Below are 19,923 nucleotides of genomic sequence, written 5' to 3' on the forward strand. Positions count from 1 at the left end.
GGGGTTTCGTGGAGGCTCCGGGGCGGAGAGCGCTTCTGAAGTGCGAATTCAGTGATCATTTCGGAATGTAGTGATCTCCGTGGGATTTTCTATTGCCGGGTGGCTTGGTGGAGCGAGTTTGTGCTGGTCAGGGGTGGTCTGGAGGCTTGGGGGAGCGGAGTGGGTCAAAGAGCGTGGCTGCGGGCGTGGTCGGTGGTGACAAGCTGGTTGGCTGGCCTGGTGCAAGGAGGTAGATCTCTGCGTATCTACAGGCACGGGCATCCCGCGGTGCCGTACGACTTCGAGGACGCTGATGACGGGTTACGAGGGGTGGAAGGACGAAGACGACGAGGAGAGCCGTGCTCCGGCTGCGGGTGCCGAGGTCGGGTCAGCGACCGTCGGCGGATGCGCACACGTCGTTCAGGATCGGCTGACCACGAGATCATTCAAGGTGAGCTTGACGCGGCGCCGGTTGGCGTCGAAGCCGTACATGGCAGTGGGCCGGTTCAAGGGGTCGGATTTCGAGTAGTAGCGGAACTGCAGTACCTGGCCACACATCGGCCCCACGTCCGCCATCAGGCCGTCCTGGCAGGTGGCCAACACGGTGATGCCGTGTTCCAGCGCAGCGTCACGCAGTGCGGCGATCACTTCACGACGGTGCTCCGCGCCGAGTGAGTCACCAAGTTCGTCCAGGATGAGGACGCGGCCCCGCGCGTCGGGTGCGGCCAGCAAGGCGGCCAGGACGAGATGGATGGAGAACAGCTTCTCCTGGGCGGTGTTGGTGGGCGCATCGTAGGCCAGCAATGAGCCGCCGGGGTTGCGCTGCCACCGGGGCACAACATGACAGATCCACTGGCCCTCGGCGCTCTCCGGCGCGCTTACGCTGTAGAGCAGGTCGGCTGCGTACCCCTCCTTTTTGTGCAGTAGGTTGAGCTGGTTGCTGATGCGGTCCAGCGCACTGTGCACGCGTTCCTTGATGGACTCCTGAGTTTCTTCGAGGGCCTGGCGTGACTCCTCGACGAGGTCGTGGAGGTAGCTCTGTTCGTCCTCCCGCTCCCGTCTTTTCACCTCCACCTGCTCCCGAGCTCCTGCGTCCCGCTCCTCGTACTCATCCAGCCACGTCTTCAGCGCGGTCAGTGAGCCACGGAAGATGGTGTCGTGCGGATCGTGGGTGTGCGCCTCGTGATGGTGCAGGGCGTCGGCGATCTCCACGGTGGCCACACCGGTGGTTGCCGTGTCTGCGGCGAGCCTCGTCAGCGCCGCCGTCAGTCGGGACCGGCTCTCGCTGCGAAGGTCCGCACAGGTGCGGACCTCGGGCGGGTGCTCGGTGTCCCGCGGTACGACGGCGTAGGAGTTGATGCCGTCGGCCGGCTCCGCGCCGGGCTCATCCTCGGGCAGGCAACTCCAGTTGAGCGCCTCCAAAGCCTCCTCCTCAGAGCCCGTCCAGATCATCCGTGCCCGGTCGGTGCTTGACCCCCTGCGGAGCTCCTCCAGCTTCTCCTTCCTCCGCGTCGCCTGCGCCCTGTCGTCCTTCAGTATCCGCAGTTCGCCCTCGAGCTGGTCAGCGCGCTCCTTCGCGGTGAGGAACGCCGTTTGGGCCTCATGCGCTGTCTCGCTTGCCTCTTTGGCCAACGTACGCAGCCCGGGCAGCGCGGCAACGCACTGGGAGTGTGTGTCCTCGAGTTCGCGGATCTTGGGAACGAGCCGTTGTGCGAGCTCTTGGGCCTCGGCCCGTTTGATGTCCCGGCGCAGTTCGGCGATCCGGCGACGGTGCAGGTCGGCTGCGGTCTCCAGCGCAGCGCACCGGGCCCGGGCCTGATCCCGCTGCCCTTCAAGGTGGGCGCAGATGTCTTCTTGGCCAGCGATGGGCTTCTCGAAGCCTCCGATGACGCGGACCCCCAGCCCAGACAGCCAGGCATGCGGAGGAACCGTCACCTCGGTGGCATCGGCCAGGGCATGCAGGAACGGCACCGCCAGGGGATCGGCGTCCAGGATGCCCTCGGGCAAGCCATCCGGGGCGCCGAAACCTGCCGCTTCCGGTTCGCTCGACGGCCCGCAGATGAGGATGGTCCCGGGCAAAGTGCTCACCGCGCGGCTGGCATCCTCCAGGGCATCGGAGGCGATACACACCGCCTCCCTCCACGGCGCCAGGCGGGCCTCCCACTGGGGCCGCGCCTCAGGACGGACGCGAGTGGTGGCCATCAGCCCCACCCTCCGGTGGGACGTTGCCCCCTCCAGGGTCCGCAACGCCGCCCCCGCCTGGCCGGTGCGCCCCTCCCGGGCCTCGGCGAGCTCTTCCTCCAGCACCCCGACGCGTTCCTCGGCCAGCAGGAGTTCCGCCTTCACCTCGAGCTGACGTGCCTCCTGGTCGCTGACGCGCTCGGCGAGCTCGGTGGGGGAGGGGCCGGCGTAGTCCTCGGCCTGCTGCCGCGCCTCGCGGTGATCCTGCTGCGCCCGTTTCAAGTCGCCGCGAAGCAGTCCGACCTTCTCGTTGGCCTCCTCCACCTCCCGCTGATGGTCGTCGCTGCGCAACTGTGCGCAACGGGCCGATTGCCGGAGCTGGCCGATGTTGCGGGCTTTGGTGAGTTGGCCCTGCACTGCATCATGCTGCGCAGCCAGAGCTGCCAGATCATCCTCGACACGGGCGAGGCTGCTGCCGATTCGGCGCTCGTAGACGACTGCATCAAGGGCGGCGCGTGCCGATGCCAGTCGCCAGAAGAGGTGAGCCCGGCCGGCCTCCACCCGGGCCCGCTGCCGGGTTTCGACAGAGTGAAGGATGATTTCCTCTTCGTGCCAGGACTTCTCGGCATCGGCCAGTTTGTCGGCCAGGTTCTTCTGTGTCCTAGCCAGATCCTTGCGGGCCTGTACGTCCGTGGCGAGCATGCCGGCCTTGCCGGTGAGATCGAGCAGCGCCTCCCCGATCTGTACGGGCGTGAAGGTGCCCGCGTCCAGCTTCAGCAAAGAGGGCCGCGACCGCATGCCGCCGCGGCTGATGATGTAGGCCAGCAGACGCGGGGCGCGGCCGTAGAGGACCTCCGCGTAGTCCGTGGCCCCCAGGGGTTTACCGCCGAGGGCGCGGAAGAACCCCGGAGCAAGCTCGTGCTGGGTGCGATCGTCTCCGCTGAGCAGAAGGTGCACCCCTTCCTTGTGCCGTACCTCGATGTGCGGTGACTTGGCCGATACCTGCAGCCACACGGTGTGTGCGCTGCCCAGCGGATCCTCAGGTTCGGCGAAGACGCCCACCACATAGCCGATCGAGGCGGCCTCGTTCACCTCTGGCGATGCGCCGGCGGTGACGGGCTCGAACAGCAGCTTGGGTGCGTGCACGGAGCCACCGCCCGTCATGCGCCATTCCGGGTCTCCCAGCAAGAGGGCCAGGGCAGACAGGAAGCTGGTCTTTCCCGACTCATTGGAGTCCTTTGGCCCCCGCCCGGTCACCGCGACGAATGTGCCGGGGACGATCGCCACCGGGTGGGAGGTCAGACGGGCAATAGAGAACGTCTGGACAGCGACCAGCTGACGGGTGCCGATCACTCCCCGCTTGCCACGTGCACTATGGATCTGCTGACTCACATGCGGTCCGTCTCTCTCGGGATCTCGGGCAACTCGCTGCGAGGCGCGGGGACTTCGAGGCCACGCCGCCGGCGGATGGCGGCGGCCAGCTGCCCGCCGGGCCGACCGACCAGGATCAGGTCCTCCCAGAGCAGGTTGCTGCGGGCCTCGCTCATGCGCTCCAGCGCGGGGCCGGGCAGGTAACGGCCCGTGGTGGTCTCCGCGACCATGCCTGCCGCCCGCAGCCTGCGCAGTGCCGTCCTCATCGCGGCCTTGGAGATCCGCCGGTTGGAGGCGAGCTCCGCCAAGGTGACGGTGTGGGCTTCCCCCGTCCAACGGCTGTGCCGGTGCCGCCCCCGAGCTCTTGGAATCGCCACCGTGTGCAGGAGGACCAGGGCCAGCACGGCCCGCTCCACTGCGGTGAGGGTCCCGACCTCCTCGGCCACCAGGGCATCGGCGAGCGGGTCACAAAATCCGGTGACCCAGTTGCCCTCCGCCGTCTGCAGCAGTTGCCGCCCGCACGGCAGCAAGGCCTGATCCACCGCGGCCCGGATCGCCGGATCAGCCAGCATCGGCAGCTCACCCCGGGGCACCGGCCGACGAGCCGTCTCCAGTGTGGCGATCACTGACCGCACCACATATCCATCGGACATCTCAAGCGCCGTTTCGGCATCGGCCCGGACCTCATGCGGTGGCACCGCCGAATCCGGCTCCCCGCTCGCCTGCTCATCCGCCCCGGGAGCCGGCAGCAGATGGTGCCCGCGGCGCAGGCCCTCCACCACCACAGCAGGAAACGCCGCAACGGCAGCCCCCAGCCGCAGTTCGTCCCCGTCCACGGAGATCAGGCCGGCCTCCGGCAAGGTCCGCTCAAGTGCCCGCTCCACCGCTTCGCGGTCCGCGCCCAGTTGAGAACACAACGCCACAATGACGGCACGCCTAAACGGCCCGCCCGGAAACGGCGCGCGCTCAGGCCGCGGCCACGCCGCGCGCAGGCACGCCGCCCACACCAGGGTCGGCACCGGCGATAAATTAATCCGGAACGCCGGCGCTAGGCTGGCAGCCGGTGCCGTCTCGCCGTCCCACCCCAAGACCAGCACATCGGCCAGCTGGCCCACCCCGTGCACGCGGATCACCCGGCGTCCTATTCGGGCGGCCGCGGCCGCAGCGGCAGCCGCCACGGGACCGGTCGTCTCGGCCGATGTCACTCCAGCGGCCCGCAACCGCCCCAGAAGCAAGGCTGCTTGAAACGCTCTGTCCTCATGCGCCTCACGGATGGCGTCCTGTTCAGGAGCCACCCAAACCCCCATCGGCCCTCTGAGGCGCATCCTGGCGCCGAAGACGCAGGGGAGCCAGATAGGTGACGGAGGCCTCTGGATCCGCTAGCAAACCGTCCTCCACCACGACCGTATAGGGCTCGTCAGGATCGTCACTCAGCGCCATAACGTCGGTGATGATCGACGCAGCCGCAGGCCATCCCGCTTCGTACAGCGCCTGCGTGAGATCGACTTCCTCGTCTGCCGCCAACAACTCATCGGCCCGCAGCCGACGCCGCTCCCGTAGATGCGCGTGTGCATCCTCGGCCCATTGCAAAGGATCGTCCTCATCCTCGTCGTCGCCCTCGACCACGAGAGGCCGCACGCGTGCCCGAGAGCGCGGGGCGAAGCCCTCCACTGTTTCCAGGAGCTGAGCCGGCTCGATCCACACTGCTGGCACGTCGGCGACCAGTGCCGTACCCACCTGCGACAGCAGCTCGACGTCACCCTGGACCGCGGCGTGGTCGTACTCCTTCACGGTCAGCACGTCGAAGTTCAGACTGCTGCCGCCCTGCTCAAGCACCTTGTTCGCGGCGGCCATGACCTGCAGACGGTAGAACTGCTCCGCCTCGATCAGAGCCGAACCAGCTTCCTCCAGCGCCCAGTCACCACTGAACCGGTCCGTGACCAGTTTGTTCAGTTCCTTCACCTGGCGTGTGAACCCTTGATGATCATGCTGCCGATGTGACTCCATCAACTCGGCCGTCGTGCCGGTAGCGATCTGCCGCTGCAAATCCAGAGCGAAAACCCGCAGCGCGTTTCGGCACGACACCAGATAGTCCAGAGCCGCCTCGGGGTCGGGATTGCTGCGATCGAACACCGCCCTCGCCCGATCCAACAGCAAGATCAACTCATCAACACCCCCGTGCTCCGCCAGCCGTTCAGCCGCCAAAGCACCTGCCAGCCCTGCAGGCCGCACGACATACCGGTCCTGATGGGACTTCAGAAGATAGGGCTCGAGGAACCCCAGCCGGATCAGGACAGCCAAACGGCGATCGATCAGTTCCTCCGGCCACCCTGAAGGATTGCCCTTCAATGCCTGCGCGACCTCAGCCTTCGACAGCCCGTGCGTCCCGGCATGCTCGGCAAACACTTTCAGGATCGCAAGCGCCACCTGCGCCACCTCCGGGTGCTGCGCCACAGCACCAGCATCCTCAGCAACGGGAGCCATGAACGCCCGCCAGTTGGCCAACTGAACAGCCGCTGCCAGATCCTCCCGATCGCCGTCCCCGAACGCGAGCTGTTCACCCACCGGCCGGCACCGCCTCCAACAGCCCAACCAAGCGAGGCAGCACCTTCCGGTGCAACGGTTCCTGCTCACACGATTCGCCCGAGACCGCGATCTCCGCCGCCAGGGCCCGCAGTTCCACCGGCCCCTCCGCCGCCATCCTCTCCGCCAGCGCGCGCGCCTTCGGATACTGCTCCGGCTCCTGATCCCGGTAGGGGCCGGCGCGCCACATCTCCACTTCCATCCCCACCGGATGCACCTTGCGGTCCAAGCGCCGGGACAGATCATCGATGATGGCAATCCCATCCGCATCCAGGTCTCCCCAGATGGCCATCCGCTCCGGACGCATCCACTCCAGCAGGGCAACCAGCTTGTTGGTGACGTACCCCTTGCCCCAGATGCACAGCCATTGCGACGTAACCTCCGGGATTGCGCACACGCGTTCGAATGTGTCGGAGTTCTCAACCAAGAAGACGCCCCGCCCGCCGTGCTCGACTTCCCCCACCAGCCGCAGAGCACCAGCAGGCAGAGCGATCCACGGCTTGGCCACCGCAGCGTCGGCAGCCACCGACCCCACCCGCCACCGCAAAGGCCCCCGCACCCGAATATCGACATCAGCCTCATCGAGCGCCAGGTCAAAGCTCATCCCGACCAGGTTCTCGAAAGCCGCCTGCCGTGGAGGGGTCCACTTCTTCGACCCGCTCAACGCAAGGCCAGCCAACTCCTTGGCGGACAACCGCTCCCCGTCCCGGTACGCTGGCCACCACACAGACGCCGCGCGCACCGCCGCCTCATAGGCAGTCCACGCCTCGGTCGCGACCGCACTGTCCTGCGGCACCCTCAGCGGCGAACCCAGCGGACAGGCATCCAGCAGCACCTGCTCCCGCTCCAACTCCGGTACCGGCGCCATCAACGCAAGCAGTTCCTTGCGTACCTCATCGGGATCCCGCCATCCGCGCAGCTCCTGCAACAACTCATCCGCCTGCAATGCCCACGAATGAGACAGACGCCATGCCAACGGACCGGCGAGCTCGAGATCGTCATCAACCGCGCAACGCAGGACCACACCTCCGCACCGCACCAGCGCCAGAGCAACATCCCACGCCCTGTCTCCGAAACGGGACTCCACCGTGGCCCAAGAGCGCCGCTGCGCCGAGAGCACCCACACCAGATGCCGGCTATCCAAAGTCTCCGGAGGTTCATAGGCCGGCTGCTCCCGCGCAGTCACCAGGTCGACTTCCCGAATGCGCAGCAAGCCCCGGCGATTACGCGGTGCGCGGTTCATCCCCTCACGACGTACCGGCACGGACAGAGCATGTATGCCCTCCGGCACTTCAGCCAGCGATACCCGGATGCGGCCTTCCGCTTCACTGAACAACAGAGCCATAGCGCCCGCCCCGGCACTCACATGCCCTCCCCAGAGACACATTGGATCTTGGACCCAGGCAGATCCACTCTGTCAGGAAGGCATACACAAGGCCTCTTGCGCCCCACAAGCAGACAAAGTGAGTTCAATCCAACATTGACTCAAAGTGGGCACAATGGCGTACCGTCACCTGCTATTGGCTCTGGCCCCACGGACGGCCCGCGAGGAGAATCAACGCTGTACCTGCCACGGGCCAGGCACCGTCCGCATGCCGTCCCTCTGAATTCCGGCCCTGGGCAGATTTGTATCTGGGAGGGGTTAGAGTCAGGTCCGGCTAGCTGGCAGCACCGCGCTGATGTTCGACTGGTCCGACGACGAGGCAGTCCGGAGCACCCTCGTTCGGCTCGTCGCGCACATCCGGCAGAACTTCCTCCTCGAACAGACGCCTCCTCCGCATGGTTCGTCATCACTCGCCCAGAGAGGCCGCTGCCCCGCACCGCGCCACCCCTCACGCGGGAGTAGGCACCAAACATCTGTGCGATTCCTACCTCACTGCGTGCCGGGAGCCTGGGCCGGACTGGTCACAGCGTCGGGGCCGGGATCCTGCTGGGGGAGGAGTCTCCCTCCCTGCTCCGCGAAGCTGCCAGGGCCCGTTTCGCGCCTACAGGAGTCATGCGCGCCGACCGCGCCAGCGTCCGAACCACCCCGTCGTGGGTGGCGCGGCCGAGGTCACCCCCACCGACGGAGGCTGCAGCCCGGTCTCCACGTACAAGGGGGTCGCGACGATCAGCCGGTGCCGCAGACGCTCCGGCGGAAAGTTGCACAGTACCCGTGCGTGCCCGCTCAGATAGCCGGCGGTCCGGTGGCCGGAGAGCATGGCGAACGCGGAACGAGCCGCGAACTCCTGGTCATTGATCCCGGTGGAGTCCAGCAGGCTCGGCAGCGACGTATCGTCCCGGGCCTCACGGGCGACCAGATCCGCTGCCAGGTCGTGCAGCCAGTCCGAGCCGGACCCCATCCTGCTGGGCGGATGGTCACGGTGGTCCCGCACGTGCTGGATCGAACCGCAAAGGAACAGCTGGATACCGCTGCAGAATTCGTCGTCACGGTGCTGGCAGTGGCCTTCTTCCAGCGACCTCCAGGTGAAAACGCCGTGGTCGCGGAGCCCGAGATCTCTTGCCGCCGCGCCGTAGAGGAAGCGCCCGCAAAACTCCAGCCAGGCGCCCGCGCCCAGCTCCTGGCACGTTGCTGGCTCTTGAGTGTGAGCCGTGCTCTTCTCTCGAAGATGCCTCAGGACCTTCTCCAGCCGCTCGGCATCTCTCTCGGTGACCGTGGGCTCCACAGCGTTCCCCGGGCCGAGCGCGAGGCGGGCACTGATACCAAGTGCGCCGGCTTCCGCTTCCATGGACCGGCCGACCAGCCCCCTGCGAGGCGGCTCGTAGAAGTCGTCCAGCTTGGCCGTGGACAGATACTGTAGTTCCCGCACGGGCGCCCCACTCTCATGCCATCCCATCGCTGTCGTGATGCTGGGACCTTGTACCGGTGGACCGGGGCCAACCCCGGCATCATGCACGCCAAGTTCGAGATCGGCATGGAACTGGGAAGAATCCAGGCATCCTCACTGGTGGACCTGTGCACCCGGCTGGGCCAGGAAGCCTTCTTCGCCCAGGTCACCGAGGGACCGGGACGCGCACCGGACCCGCCCGTGTTCGTAGAGACCGCCGACGGGAAACGCCGCTTCGGCCAGTTGCGATCCTGGCACACCACCAGGGACGGCCGCCGTGAAGCGGACGTGCTGTGCCGCCTCTCGGACGACGCTCCGCGGCCAGCCAGAATCCGCGTCGATGAGAGCCGCGTCCGGCTCTTCCCTGGCGTCGATTACACCAAAGTGCCGGCAAATGGTACCTGCGGAGGCGACGGCGAAACCGGATCCACCGGGTAGTTCCTGGCACAAGGTGAACGGCCCGCTGTCCGCTCTGGCTGGTTTCAGTAGCGGATCTGGGCTGTCGCGGTGTCGATCTCTTTCATGGTGATGTTCTCGCTGCCGCTTTGGATCGCGATGACGGCGGCGGTGGAGATGACGTAGGTGAGGGCTTTGAAGTAGCCGCTGGTGCGCCGGTGGAGTTCGGCGGCGTGTTTGCTCAGGGCGTTCTCCTCCAGGTGGTGCAGTCTCAGGTCGGCTTCGAAGCTCGTCAGTACGCGTCGGAACATTTCCTGTTCCTCGGTCTTGGTGCCCAGGGGCAGGGGGTGCAGCCAGGTCACGGGCAGCAGGGCGGTGGGGGAGGGCGAGAGGGGATCCGTGGGCTGTCCTGCCTGTTCGAGCCGGACCCGGTTCTCTTCGCTGACCCGTGTGAGGTCCTGGGCCAGGATGCGGGCCTGGTGCAGGCGGTGGCTGGCGCCGGTGCCGCAGAAGATGAGCGAGATGCCCAGTTTGTTGCGCAGGTAGTCGAAGTAGGGGAGGACGTTCGCGAGGTGCTGGGGTGAGGCGCGGTCGATGTCGTCGATGAGGAGTAGGCGGGTCTGTGCGGTTTCCAGGACGTAGTTGACCGGCAGGGTCACGTCCTGGTGGCGGCGCATCTCCAGGACCTCTGTCAGGCTTTTCGGCTCGGGGTTGAGCCCCAGGTAGGAGCCGATCTCCCAGATCCAGTTCACCGTTGGTTCAGGGTCTGCGGGGGTGGTGATGTGCACCACGGGGATGGTGTTCGCCTGCCTGCCGCCCGTGGCGGTTTCGATCTCTCTTTGGGCGGTGCGTCCGATCGCCCGCAGCAGGCAGGTCTTGCCCGTGCCCGCAGGGCCGTCGATGACGTGGTCCATCAGCCCGTCACGGCGCCCGCTGTTGTTGTGGACCGCCTTGACGACCATGTCCTGCATGTGGGTCATCGCGTCGGTGGGCACCATCCGCAGATGCCGGTGGTAGGCGATGGCCTGTTCGTCCTCCTTCCTGTTGGCAGCGGGACTGCTGCCCGGCGCCAGTGCGGGCGGTTCCACGTCCTCGTCGACGAAGTGCGTCCAGCCGGTGAGCTGGAACAGCGGCAACGGCCGCATCGGGGTGTCCTGCAGTTGCTGACGCAGGCGTGCTTCACGCTTGTTGCGTAGTTCGACGGATGCCTTCATCACGCTTCTCTCTCGTCACGGACCTGCCTCGCATGGGCAGGCCAGCCCCGGGCCGGAAGTCCTGCCCGGGGCCGGCCGACGGGTGCCGGGTCGTCCACGGCTGTAAGTCGTCGCCTACGCCTCCCACACGTCGCCTTCAATCTCGCCACCGACATCACCGTCTGGATCGAGGTCGTCGACGAGCTCCGCGTCGACGACCTCGCAGACATCTGTCGGCCCTCCGGCCTCGGAGCCGTCCGCAGGGCCGTCGCCGTCGCCGTCGCCGTCGTCGGAGAAGAGCGCTGCTAGCGGATGCGGAGTCTGTCCGTCCTCCAACGGCTCCGTGCCACCTGCGCCTGAGCGCAGCGCCGGTACAGCGTCTATGGCCAAAGGGGCCCAGGGAGAGATGGGCTGCGCCGGATAGGGCTGCAGTGTCGACAGGTCGAACTCCTCTAGATCTGCGTAGGGATCCCGGGACGGTTCCTCGGTCTCCAACTCCAGGCCCTGGAAGATCGGCTCTTTCCCGGTGCGCTTGGGCGGCGGCCTGCGACTGCGGCGGCGCCGGTCGCGCTGCGCCAGGGACAGGGCGATGGCCTCCTCGTCCTTCTCGCTGCCGCCGGCCGCCTGGTGCTGCTCGGCGTGTTCCTGCCACATGTCCGCGGTCCAGGGGTCGGTGAGCAGGTGCCGCAGCCGGAAGTCGCACGTCACCCAGGTGCCCGCTGTGTGGTCATAAAGCCACACCCGTTCGGGACGGTAGGGGTTGAAGCGGCATTCCCACTGGCCGTTGCGGCCGGGCAGCTCTGAGCTGCCGCGCAGGAGGATCTCCCTGTAGTGCCCGGCGTCCTGCGCGATGGGCTGGTAGGTCCGGTAGTTGATCATGAAGCCGCCTTTGCCGGGGGTGACCCACCGCGGCAGCAGGAAGAAGCGGTTCTGTGCAGGGGAGAGCGGCACGGCCCGGTAGCCGCTGCGGGCCACCTGGACGGCGTACATGTCGTTTGGCGACAGCACAACGCCCGGCCGGAACGGGTCACGCAGTCCCGCATCGGGGGTCTGCTGGTACTCCAGAGCCACCCATTCCTGAGCCATCTGCTGGAGTTCGGCGATCGTGTACAGCGGCATGCGGTCGATACCGCGGCCGCGTTTCTTGTGGCTGCGGCCCTGCCAGCCGTGCCGGACGTGCTGACTGAAGCGGTGCGCGAGGGTGATGAAGAAGCGCTCGACGAGCGGCTTGTCGGGAGCGGTCCTCTTGCGCGCGGGGCGGCGGGCAATACGCAGCCGGTCGCAGACCTCGGTGAAGTGCTCGCTCACATAAGGGCTGCCCTGGTCGTAGATGATCAGTTCGGGGCGGATGACCGGGCGGGCGGCGGTAGCCTCCGTGAACCGTGCGTCCGCCGCCGAGAGCGCTCCGAACGGCAGTCTGGAGGTGGCGGCCGCGCTGAGCGGGTCCCAGCCGGGCATCACTGGCCAGGGCGCGAGAGCCTGGGCCAGCATCAGGGTCAGGTCGATCGCGCGGGTCGCCTGGCCGGGCTGTCCGCTCTCGGCGTCCTTGGACCGGCTGGGCGTGATCATCAGTGCGCAGAGGCTGTGGTTGGCCACGTCGATCAGCGTGGTCATCTCCGTGGAGGTGGGCCGGCCGTCGTCGCCGCGGGCCAGGAGTCGCAGTGGTGTCGTGTCGACCTGAGTGACCTGTCCGGGCCGCAGCACGGCCTCGCGCCCGCCGTGGGGCAGGGGCGGAGTGGCGGCCAGAGCGGCGCGGGCCCGGGTCGGCCGGTCCAGGGCATCGGCCAGGCCGGATTCCTTCATCCGCAGGTAGAAGGTGGAACGGGAGGGCATCAGCGCGGCCACGGCATCCGGATCGCCGAGTTCTGCACCGTAGCGTGAGTGCAGCAGATCCTCGACCTCTTCGCGGATCAGGTCGATGGTCACGTCCGAATCGTGCGCGCGCCGGGCCACCACATCCTGCATGGCGGTCAGGCAGCGCGGATCCGTGAAGCCCCCTGGTCGTCTGTCCCGTGCGGCGGGGAGCAGGACGACCGGGTTCTCTCCGGCCGCTTTCCACTTTCGTCGTTTGTCGGCGAGGGTGTGGGCGGAGCAGCGGATGCCGTCGGCGGCCAGCCGCGCCGACATGGCAGCGCACCGCTGGGCCAGGGTTGTTCCCGGCCCGAATCCCTGCTCATGCTCGCTTCGGCCCGGCGCCAGACCGGTGTCGATCTCCACCATGCGCTCCTGCCAAAGAGCAGCTTCCTCCTCCTGGTCCTCCCGCCGCTCCCACGTTCTGTGCACCGCGCTGTCCGCAGTCGGTGCTGCGCCGCCGGCGAGGACGGCGAAGTCCTCCGTTCCCACCAGCCACCGGTACGACACCGCCCGCGGCGCCTCCGCACCGTCCTGCGGCACCAGCGTGACCACAGGCCCCCGCCATTCCACCGCCTCCCACTCACGCCCCTGCCAGCGCACTCGTGCCCCGATGGACAAAGCCCCCGCACGCCGACTCTCGCCTGTTCCCGCCACGTGCCCCCTCTTTCCGGTCCTCAGGCTGTCCAGGCCGCGGCGTCGGGCAGCAGCGGCTGTGCGCTGTCGAACAGCAGCCGCCGCTGCCACAGCATCCGGTAGGCGAGGTCGAGGCCCGTCAGCTCGTCCAGCCCGCTTGTCGCCACTCCGGCCCGCAGGCCCATCGGCGACCTGAACGCCTCGAGCAGCGCCCGTCCCGGGCCCTCTTCGCCAGCGGAAGGAAACCGGTAGCCGGCCAGCCATGTCAGATTGCGCCTGCGCATCCCTGACGGCTCGCGCACTTGCCGCACCCGCCAGCCAGCCTCCCGAGCGACCTCCTCAAGCACCTGAAGCCTCGAGGAAGGCACGCCCTCAGCGCCGGGCGGCTTCAACACCAGCACTTCGCGTGTCCCATTCGTCGTCCGCGCCGCGAAATCCGGGCGCCAGCGGCGCTCGCGGCCTCCCGCCCGCCACCTCAGCTCCACCGGGCCGGCACTGAACGCCGCCCAGCTCGGCTCGAAGTCGAGCTCGACCGCCAGCCGCCACTGCCGCAGGCTGCCGCACACCACCGTCTGCTCCCGCGTCGCCACCGGCCAGTAGGTGATGATGCCCTTGCGGCCCCGGTACGGCACCGGTTCGCTCACCGGACCGAACTCCTCCAGCGCCACCCCACGCAGTGCGGCCGCACTGCACGCGCGCACCGGCCCGTAGGGCTCGCGGTACAGAGCCACGACACCCTGCCCCGCGCCCGGCACCCCCTTGCCGTCCAATAGCGCGCCGGAGGCATTTACCGTGCTAACGCAGACCACCGCCCGCCGCCGCACCGCGGCCCGGCCCGGCGCGTCGGCTGCCCGTGCGCAGACCGAGTGGCGAAACCGCACACCAATGGTCCTTGTACCGGCAGTGGCCGATCAGGGTCGAGCAGGATGACTTCCAGCACTGGTTCCTCCAAGGCCGGTGCAAGTCAGGCGCAGGCGCGGCTGAGCCCCCGTAGTTGCCAAGAGCCGGTTCAGGACAGGCATGATCGTGCTTCCAGCGTGCCTGTCGGTGAGGCGAGCCGGCGGTGCCCCGGGGCAAGCGGCAGCCGCCCCCACCGCCCGACGGCAGGCTGTGTTTCCGGGTCCGCCGGTACCCGGTGGCGGTGCAGCCAGTCCAGCAGCGGGCCCCTACCCGGCTGGACGTCCAGCTCCCACACCTCCATCAGCGCCTCGGCCTCGCCGAGCCACCGGGCGCCGGCGTCGGTGTCCCGGACGTCCGACTGCTCGAACTCGACCATCAGCTGCGCGAGGCGTGCCGCTTCCGGGTAGATCACCAGCGGCATTACCCGGCTGCTGCGGTCCTCCAGCCCGCACGTCCACGCTCGGTGGACCCAGCGCAGCACCATGGGCATCGACCGCCACCAGTCCGCCGCCACCTGGAAGGCGTCGGCGAACAGCTCCTCACCGGACCGGCCGAACTGCTTGTGCAGCCGGGCACGCTCCAGGTGCGCGGTGACGACCTCGGGAAGCTCCTTCAGGGGCAGGCCGTCCTGCGGCTGCGTCCTCGAGTCGTCGCACCACCGCCGGTGCCGGGCGCACACCCGCCAGCTGTCCGGCATCAGCCACCAGGCCGGCTCCCTGACCCCGCGGGTTTCCGCGCACCTTGTGCAGCAGCGCACGAGGTGGCCCTCGGACGGCTGCCAGGGCCACTTCCACACCGCGTCCGCGTCACCGGGCAGGAGATGGCGCGGGGCCAGGCCGGGCAGTGCCCGCTGCAACACGGCCGCCGGTTCGCCGGCCAGCATGGCCAGATACTCAAGGCCCGGCCCGTTCACGTACATCTCGGTGCACTGCGGATACTTCGCCACGCGTGCCGCATCGTCCGACGACGATCCCGTTCCCTGGCCCACGCGTTGAAGGAAGTCCGCGAGTCCCAGCCCGTTGGCGTGCGCCAGCCGGTTCACGAACGACCCCGTCGACTCACCGGGCAGAGGCTGGACCCGGAGCGGCAGGGGCTGACGCGGACCGTAGAGCCCCGGCATCTGCAGCACCACGCCGTTCCCCCTCTTCTCCGACCGCTCCGCACGCCTGCGTTCTATCGTCGCCAGCCGCCGTACAGCTTGGTCAAGCGTCCTTAACTCCTTCGGGTGAACCAGGTCGCAACGCCCCGACAGCCTCCACGGCACGGGTCTGACCCTTGATCCGCAACGTGACGATCCGCTGCCGGGAGGGCATCGTGGCCACGCTGACGAGCAACGGTCTGAGAACACCACTACGGGGCCACCAGACACTCGCCGTCGACGCCTGCGTCCACGAGTTCACCGACGGCGCTCCCCGCGTGAGCGTCGTCATGGCCACCGGAACGGGCAAGACCCTCGTCGCCCTCAGCACCGTCCAGGAGACCGTTCCCCAGGGCAACGCGCTGATCGTGATGCCCACCCTGGACCTCCTCGAACAGACGGCCGCCGTCTGGCAGCAGGAAGGCCGACAGGGGATCTACCTGGGCTACTGCTCGCGCGACGACACCCAGGTTCGCTCGCTGCGTGGAGTTCTCACCATGGTCCACGGCCCGGGCGAACTCGCCCGTCGTGCTTCGCTGACCGACGGTCCGGTGAACGTCTTCTGCACCTACCATTCGCTGAACAACCTGGCCCGGGCGCACCGCGATCACCACCTGCCGCGCTGGGGCATCGTGATTTCCGACGAGGCCCACCGCACCGCCGGCAATCTCCACAAAGCCTGGGGCGTCATCCATGACAACGACGTCCTGCCCGCCCGCCATCGCCTCTACATGACCGCTACCCCGCGTATCTTCGACGAGAAAGCCGGCGCACACGTTGCGATCGGCTGCGAAGTGGCCTCCATGGACGACCACAGTCTCTACGGCCCCGTCGTCTACCGCATCTCCCTTGCCGAAGCGATCGACCAGGGCCTGCTGGCGGACTACCGCATCGTCGCCGTCGAGATCAGCGACGCCGAACTGCACCGCGTCCTGCGCTACGCCTCCATCGCCTCCGCCGGCGCCGAAGCCCTGCGCGTGGCAGCCGCACAGATCGCGCTGCTGCGCGCCCAGTACCTCTACGACCTGCGGCGGACCCTGACCTTCCACCGCCTCATCGCCTCCGCCGGCATGTTCGCCGAGACCCTTCACGAAACAGCGGCGCTCATGCCCCCCGAGACGCGGGCGCCTCTCCTTGTCGGCACTGTCAACGCCAAGCAGACTCCCGCTGTCCGCCGCCAGTCACTCGAAGCCTTTGCTTCCGTCCCGATCAACAGCCCCAGCCCCGACGCCGCCCCTCAAAGAGCGGTCCTGACCAACTGCCGCTGCCTGGGCGAGGGCATTGACGTCCCCAGCACCGACTCGATCCTCTTCGCCGACTCCAAGCAGAGCTCCCTCGACATCACCCAGGCCGTGGGCCGCGCGCTGCGCCAGAACCCCGGCGACGACAAGATCTCCACCATCGTCGTCCCCGTCTTCATGGAACCCGGACAAGAGCTGGAGGAGGGAGTCAAAGGAACCCGCTACCGGCTTCTCTACCAGGTCCTCATCGCCCTGAGCACCTACGACGAGCACGTCATCCACCGTGTTGACTGGGCCATCTCCGGCGACTCCGAAGAGAACCTAGGAGTCGCAGCCCGGCCCGAACGCGCCGACGAGATCATCCCTCTGCTCGGCCTCCAGGCCACCGGAGCGCCCAACCGGGTATGGCAGATCGGATTCGAAAGCGCCCAGCGCTACTTCGACACCTACGGCCACCTCAACGTCCCCAGCCGCTACCTCGGCCCCGACCACTTCTACCTCGGCTGGTGGCTCGGCCGACAGCGCTCCCTGCGCATCAACCACATGCTCCTGCCCGAACGCATCCACCAGCTCGACACCCTCGGCATGATCTGGCCCCACCCCCCGCACAGCATCGAGCACAAACTGCAGATCGCCCACGAGTACAAAGACCGCCATGGCCACCTCGCCCCCCACCCCGAAGAAACCTTCGGCGGCATCCGCCTCGGCCGCTGGATCGCAGACCGCCGCCGAGAAGCAAACAAGCGCACCCTGCCCTACGGCTACCAGCGGGCCCTCAACGAGATCTACCCCTGGTGGAACACCCACTGGCCCAAACACTGGCACCACACCTACGCCCAGGCCCTGACAGCCGCCCGCGCCGGCGACCTTGCCTTCCCCGACCTGCGCCCCGACACAGACGAAACCCCCCTCACACGCTGGCTCGACACCCAGATCGACGCCCTCCCCAACCTCCACCCCGGCCAGCACGAACTCCTGGGCGCACTCCCGCTCCACCACCCCCTCGCCCTCCTCCTGCGCCGCCCCCGCGGCCACGCCGGATGGGCCTTCGCCAGAGGATTGCGCGCGGCACGCGCCTTCTGGCGAAGCCACCAGCACCTCGACGTCCCCTACGACTACCTTTGCCCCGACACAGGACTCCACCTCGCCACCTGGATCGCCGACAAACGCCGCGACCCACTCCGCCTCACCCAAGAGCAGCGCCACGCACTCGAAGCCCTCGACTTCCGCTGGATGCGATGACCGACACCCACCACCACGATCAAGCCAGCCGTCCTAGACGCCCCCGGATCGCCCCCGTCGATGAGTCCAAGGGCGACTGTCCGTGCGACGGCGTGCAGACGCAGGCCACGAGGGAGGCTTCACCTGCAGGCGAGCAACCCGAGATCCGGGAGGCAGCGGGCAAGGGTAGGCATGCGGACCGCGGCGGCCCTGTACACACGTACGCGGCCTACGCTGCAGCTGGCGCGGGCAGGCCACGTGCTGAAGCTGTGAGCGATGTCAGGGCTTCTGTACGTCGTCAGGCATGGCCGGCTCGTTGATCTTCCCAAAGGGCACGTGGACGCTTGGGGTGGTCCGGGACGTGCTGGCCAGGTGGCTTTCCTGGTCGTCGAAGAAGATGTGCGGCTTGAGGACCTTCACGATCTCGCCCTTGTCGATGCCTCCGAGGAAGAAGGCGTCGTTGACTGTCACCCCCCACCGCTTCAGGCTCATCACTGCTCGCTCGTGCGCGGGAGCGTTGCGCGCGGTGACGAGTGACACATGCAGACGGATTCGGTATCCGTTGTCCTTCCGCCGTTCTTCTTCCTCTCGTCGCTGGATGCGGTTGATGTTGGCGAGGAAGTCTTTCAGAGGCCCCGCGTCGTGCGGAACGGCTGCGTTGAGCACCTCGTGGGCGCGGAACCCCTCGATGCCTCCTGCTTGGTATACCTGCTCCGATGCGTCGGTGGCGAGGACGCCGTCGAAGTCGAAGGAGATACGCAGGTCGCGATCTTTGGCGTCATCCTGGTAGGGCCCGCCCAGGACATGTCCTGCCGGCAGCCCTTGTGAGACGGCCTCGCGTACGTCGCGGTCGTTCGCTGACAGGAACAGCGACATGTTGAGGGCCGGCATGAACTTGTAAGGCGAGCGGCCCTGCATGAAGATGGCGCGGCTTATCGACAGCTCGTGCGCCTTTATCGATCGCATGACGCGAAGCCCGGTGTCGGGGTCGTTCCGGGACAGAACGATGATCTCGACCAAGGGGTCGGCCTCGTCACTCAGGTCGTTGAGTGTCAGCAGACGTCGAATGAAGGGGAACGCAACCCCGGGACGGAGCGTGTCGTTGAGGTGCGCTTCCTGATACGCGCGGTAGCTATCTTCGCCCTGCTCGCGGAAGACAGCATCCGACTGCGCGAGGTCGAAGAGCGCGCTGGAGGCGATACCGATGACAAGCCGGTTCGTCAGTTCATAGGCGGCCACGGCAACCCCTTGTTGGTCAGCCGTTCTCCTCGGTCTCAATCATCGCATCAGCCTCGTTGTCTGGCCTGCCACGCAGGGCCCAGTAGTGCGGAGGTGCACAAGCAGTGATATGCAGCGTCAGCTCTGCCTGGTCCGACGTTTCGCCAGGGTGGGCGTGAGGGCTGACAGTGGGGGCAGGGGATGGCCCGGGCATACATTTCCACCGCTGGGACATCGGTATGCACCTCAACGAGGAAGGCCCCGGGCCTCGGTTCGGTATCTAACTCCACCTGATCGACACCAACCGGTGCGTCGACCCGATCGACACCCTCAGTAAAGACTTGTCACCATCGGCAATGCCCTCTTCGGCCTCACCCTCGGTGACCTGCGCCATGACCTGTGGGAGACGCTCGCCAACCCCGGAAACACGATCATCGTCGACCGCGTCACCATCGACCGGCGGCTGCGCGGACACGGTCTCGGCGTCTTGCTGACCGGCATGGCCTTGGAATACCTCGCCCACCAATCAGGTGTCATCGCACTCTCCCCGCTCCTCTCGAACGCGACGACGGCACACCCTACGAGGAGGCGTGCGCCCGCCTGGGACGAGCCTGGTCACGCCTCGGGTTCACGTCCTACCGCGACGGCGTGTGGATCTGCGACCCAGGGCTCACCGCTCTCAACGCCGGCATCGACGCCGCATACGAACGGCTCGCCCGGTGCCGTTGGCGAAGGCGGCTGCGCTACAACCCGAACCACGGTGGCAGCGACATCGCCGACATCACCGCCCTGATGGACAAGTCCGCCCCCGGGCCGCGCTCTGCAGACGGCAGCCCACGCGCGGGATCGACACAATGGGTTGACGGTCATCACCGTCCTGCCCGGCACCACACCACTCCCGGGGCGTCGCCTCCCGGCCGCGAGAGCGGAACTGCGTCTGCGCATCGTGGCCGGGATGTATGCATCCCGGGCCATCAGCCCGAACCTCATGCATCACAACAGAAACAAAAAGCATCGAATTTCACACCGCTTGGGCAGAAATGATGGCGGAAAGAATTCGTGTGGCGGCTCGCTGCGGACTGCGAATTTCGGATCTGCCGCCGGTCGGCCAGCGCGCGGGGACGCTACGGCTATGCGACTTCACCTCATGCGCTGGGTCCTTGACCCCATCACCAGCTGGCAGGCCC

At 67.6% G+C, this 19,923-nt stretch carries 13 protein-coding genes; 2 read left to right on the plus strand and 11 right to left on the minus strand.

The window, feature by feature from the left end; all coding sequences use genetic code 11:
- Positions 1-399 precede the first annotated feature (399 nt).
- From ACH4FX_RS40700 to ACH4FX_RS40720, 5 genes are all read right to left on the minus strand, one after another.
- The gene (locus tag ACH4FX_RS40700) at positions 400-3,552 is read right to left on the minus strand and encodes a hypothetical protein (protein WP_398486675.1); all 3,153 of its coding nucleotides are present in this window, start codon (positions 3,550-3,552) and stop codon (positions 400-402) included.
- Positions 3,549-4,826, minus strand: a complete 1,278-nt coding sequence (locus tag ACH4FX_RS40705) for a hypothetical protein (protein ID WP_398486676.1) — start codon at positions 4,824-4,826, stop codon at positions 3,549-3,551. The genes ACH4FX_RS40700 and ACH4FX_RS40705 overlap by 4 nt, the downstream gene beginning before the upstream one ends.
- Entirely contained in the window at positions 4,816-6,096 is a 1,281-nt protein-coding gene (locus ACH4FX_RS40710) for a hypothetical protein (protein WP_398486678.1), read from the minus strand. Before ACH4FX_RS40710 ends, ACH4FX_RS40705 begins: the two co-directional genes overlap by 11 nt.
- Entirely contained in the window at positions 6,089-7,459 is a 1,371-nt protein-coding gene (locus tag ACH4FX_RS40715; protein ID WP_398486680.1) for a Wadjet anti-phage system protein JetD domain-containing protein, read from the minus strand. The genes ACH4FX_RS40710 and ACH4FX_RS40715 overlap by 8 nt, the downstream gene beginning before the upstream one ends.
- Positions 7,460-8,108: 649 nt before the next feature.
- Positions 8,109-8,924 carry an SAVMC3_10250 family protein gene (locus ACH4FX_RS40720; protein ID WP_398486682.1) on the minus strand — a complete coding sequence of 272 codons (816 nt, stop codon included), beginning with the start codon at positions 8,922-8,924 and terminating at the stop codon, positions 8,109-8,111.
- An 81-nt stretch (positions 8,925-9,005) separates the two neighbouring features.
- Between ACH4FX_RS40720 and ACH4FX_RS40725 the strand changes: the two genes are divergently transcribed.
- The gene (locus ACH4FX_RS40725) at positions 9,006-9,380 is read left to right on the plus strand and encodes a hypothetical protein (protein ID WP_398486684.1); all 375 of its coding nucleotides are present in this window, start codon (positions 9,006-9,008) and stop codon (positions 9,378-9,380) included.
- Between the two features lie 44 nt (positions 9,381-9,424).
- Here the strand turns inward: ACH4FX_RS40725 and ACH4FX_RS40730 are convergent, their stop codons facing one another.
- The 4 genes from ACH4FX_RS40730 to ACH4FX_RS40745 all read right to left on the minus strand — a co-directional run bounded on the left by ACH4FX_RS40730 (position 9,425) and on the right by ACH4FX_RS40745 (position 15,038).
- Positions 9,425-10,552 carry an AAA family ATPase gene (locus ACH4FX_RS40730; protein ID WP_398486686.1) on the minus strand — a complete coding sequence of 376 codons (1,128 nt, stop codon included), beginning with the start codon at positions 10,550-10,552 and terminating at the stop codon, positions 9,425-9,427.
- Positions 10,553-10,666: 114 nt separating this feature from the next.
- A complete protein-coding gene (locus tag ACH4FX_RS40735; protein WP_398486688.1) occupies positions 10,667-12,937 on the minus strand; it encodes a transposase in 2,271 nt (756 codons plus the stop codon).
- 122 nt (positions 12,938-13,059) lie between these two features.
- Positions 13,060-13,899, minus strand: coding sequence for a TnsA-like heteromeric transposase endonuclease subunit (locus ACH4FX_RS40740; protein ID WP_398486690.1), 840 nt, complete (start codon positions 13,897-13,899; stop codon positions 13,060-13,062).
- Between the two features lie 128 nt (positions 13,900-14,027).
- Positions 14,028-15,038: a TniQ family protein gene (locus tag ACH4FX_RS40745; protein ID WP_398486716.1), complete on the minus strand. Its 1,011-nt coding sequence runs from the start codon at positions 15,036-15,038 to the stop codon at positions 14,028-14,030.
- Between the two features lie 155 nt (positions 15,039-15,193).
- Here ACH4FX_RS40745 and ACH4FX_RS40750 point away from each other — a divergent pair, with 155 nt between their 5' ends.
- Positions 15,194-17,539: a Helicase associated domain protein gene (locus ACH4FX_RS40750; RefSeq protein ID WP_398486692.1), complete on the plus strand. Its 2,346-nt coding sequence runs from the start codon at positions 15,194-15,196 to the stop codon at positions 17,537-17,539.
- A 258-nt stretch (positions 17,540-17,797) separates the two neighbouring features.
- On the opposite strand, the gene ACH4FX_RS40755 is transcribed toward ACH4FX_RS40750, so the two are convergent.
- Complete coding sequence (locus ACH4FX_RS40755) at positions 17,798-18,757, minus strand: 5'-nucleotidase (protein ID WP_398486694.1); 960 nt, start codon at positions 18,755-18,757, stop codon at positions 17,798-17,800.
- A 259-nt stretch (positions 18,758-19,016) separates the two neighbouring features.
- On the minus strand, positions 19,017-19,259 hold the full coding sequence (locus ACH4FX_RS40760; protein WP_398486696.1) for a hypothetical protein: 243 nt from the start codon (positions 19,257-19,259) through the stop codon (positions 19,017-19,019).
- Positions 19,260-19,923: the final 664 nt, after the last annotated feature.

This window comes from Streptomyces sp. NPDC018019 (assembly GCF_044327805.1).
Lineage (GTDB): Bacteria > Actinomycetota > Actinomycetes > Streptomycetales > Streptomycetaceae > Streptomyces.

Bases quoted from the DNA above. Each gene is read 5' to 3' on its own strand.
- ACH4FX_RS40730 (WP_398486686.1), bottom strand. From the start codon at position 10,552: ATGAAGGCATCCGTCGAACTACGCAACAAGCGTGAAGCACGCCTGCGT.
- ACH4FX_RS40745 (WP_398486716.1), bottom strand. From the start codon at position 15,038: ATGCCGGGGCTCTACGGTCCGCGTCAGCCCCTGCCGCTCCGGGTCCAG.
- ACH4FX_RS40725 (WP_398486684.1), top strand. From the start codon at position 9,006: ATGCACGCCAAGTTCGAGATCGGCATGGAACTGGGAAGAATCCAGGCA.
- ACH4FX_RS40715 (WP_398486680.1), bottom strand. From the start codon at position 7,459: ATGGCTCTGTTGTTCAGTGAAGCGGAAGGCCGCATCCGGGTATCGCTG.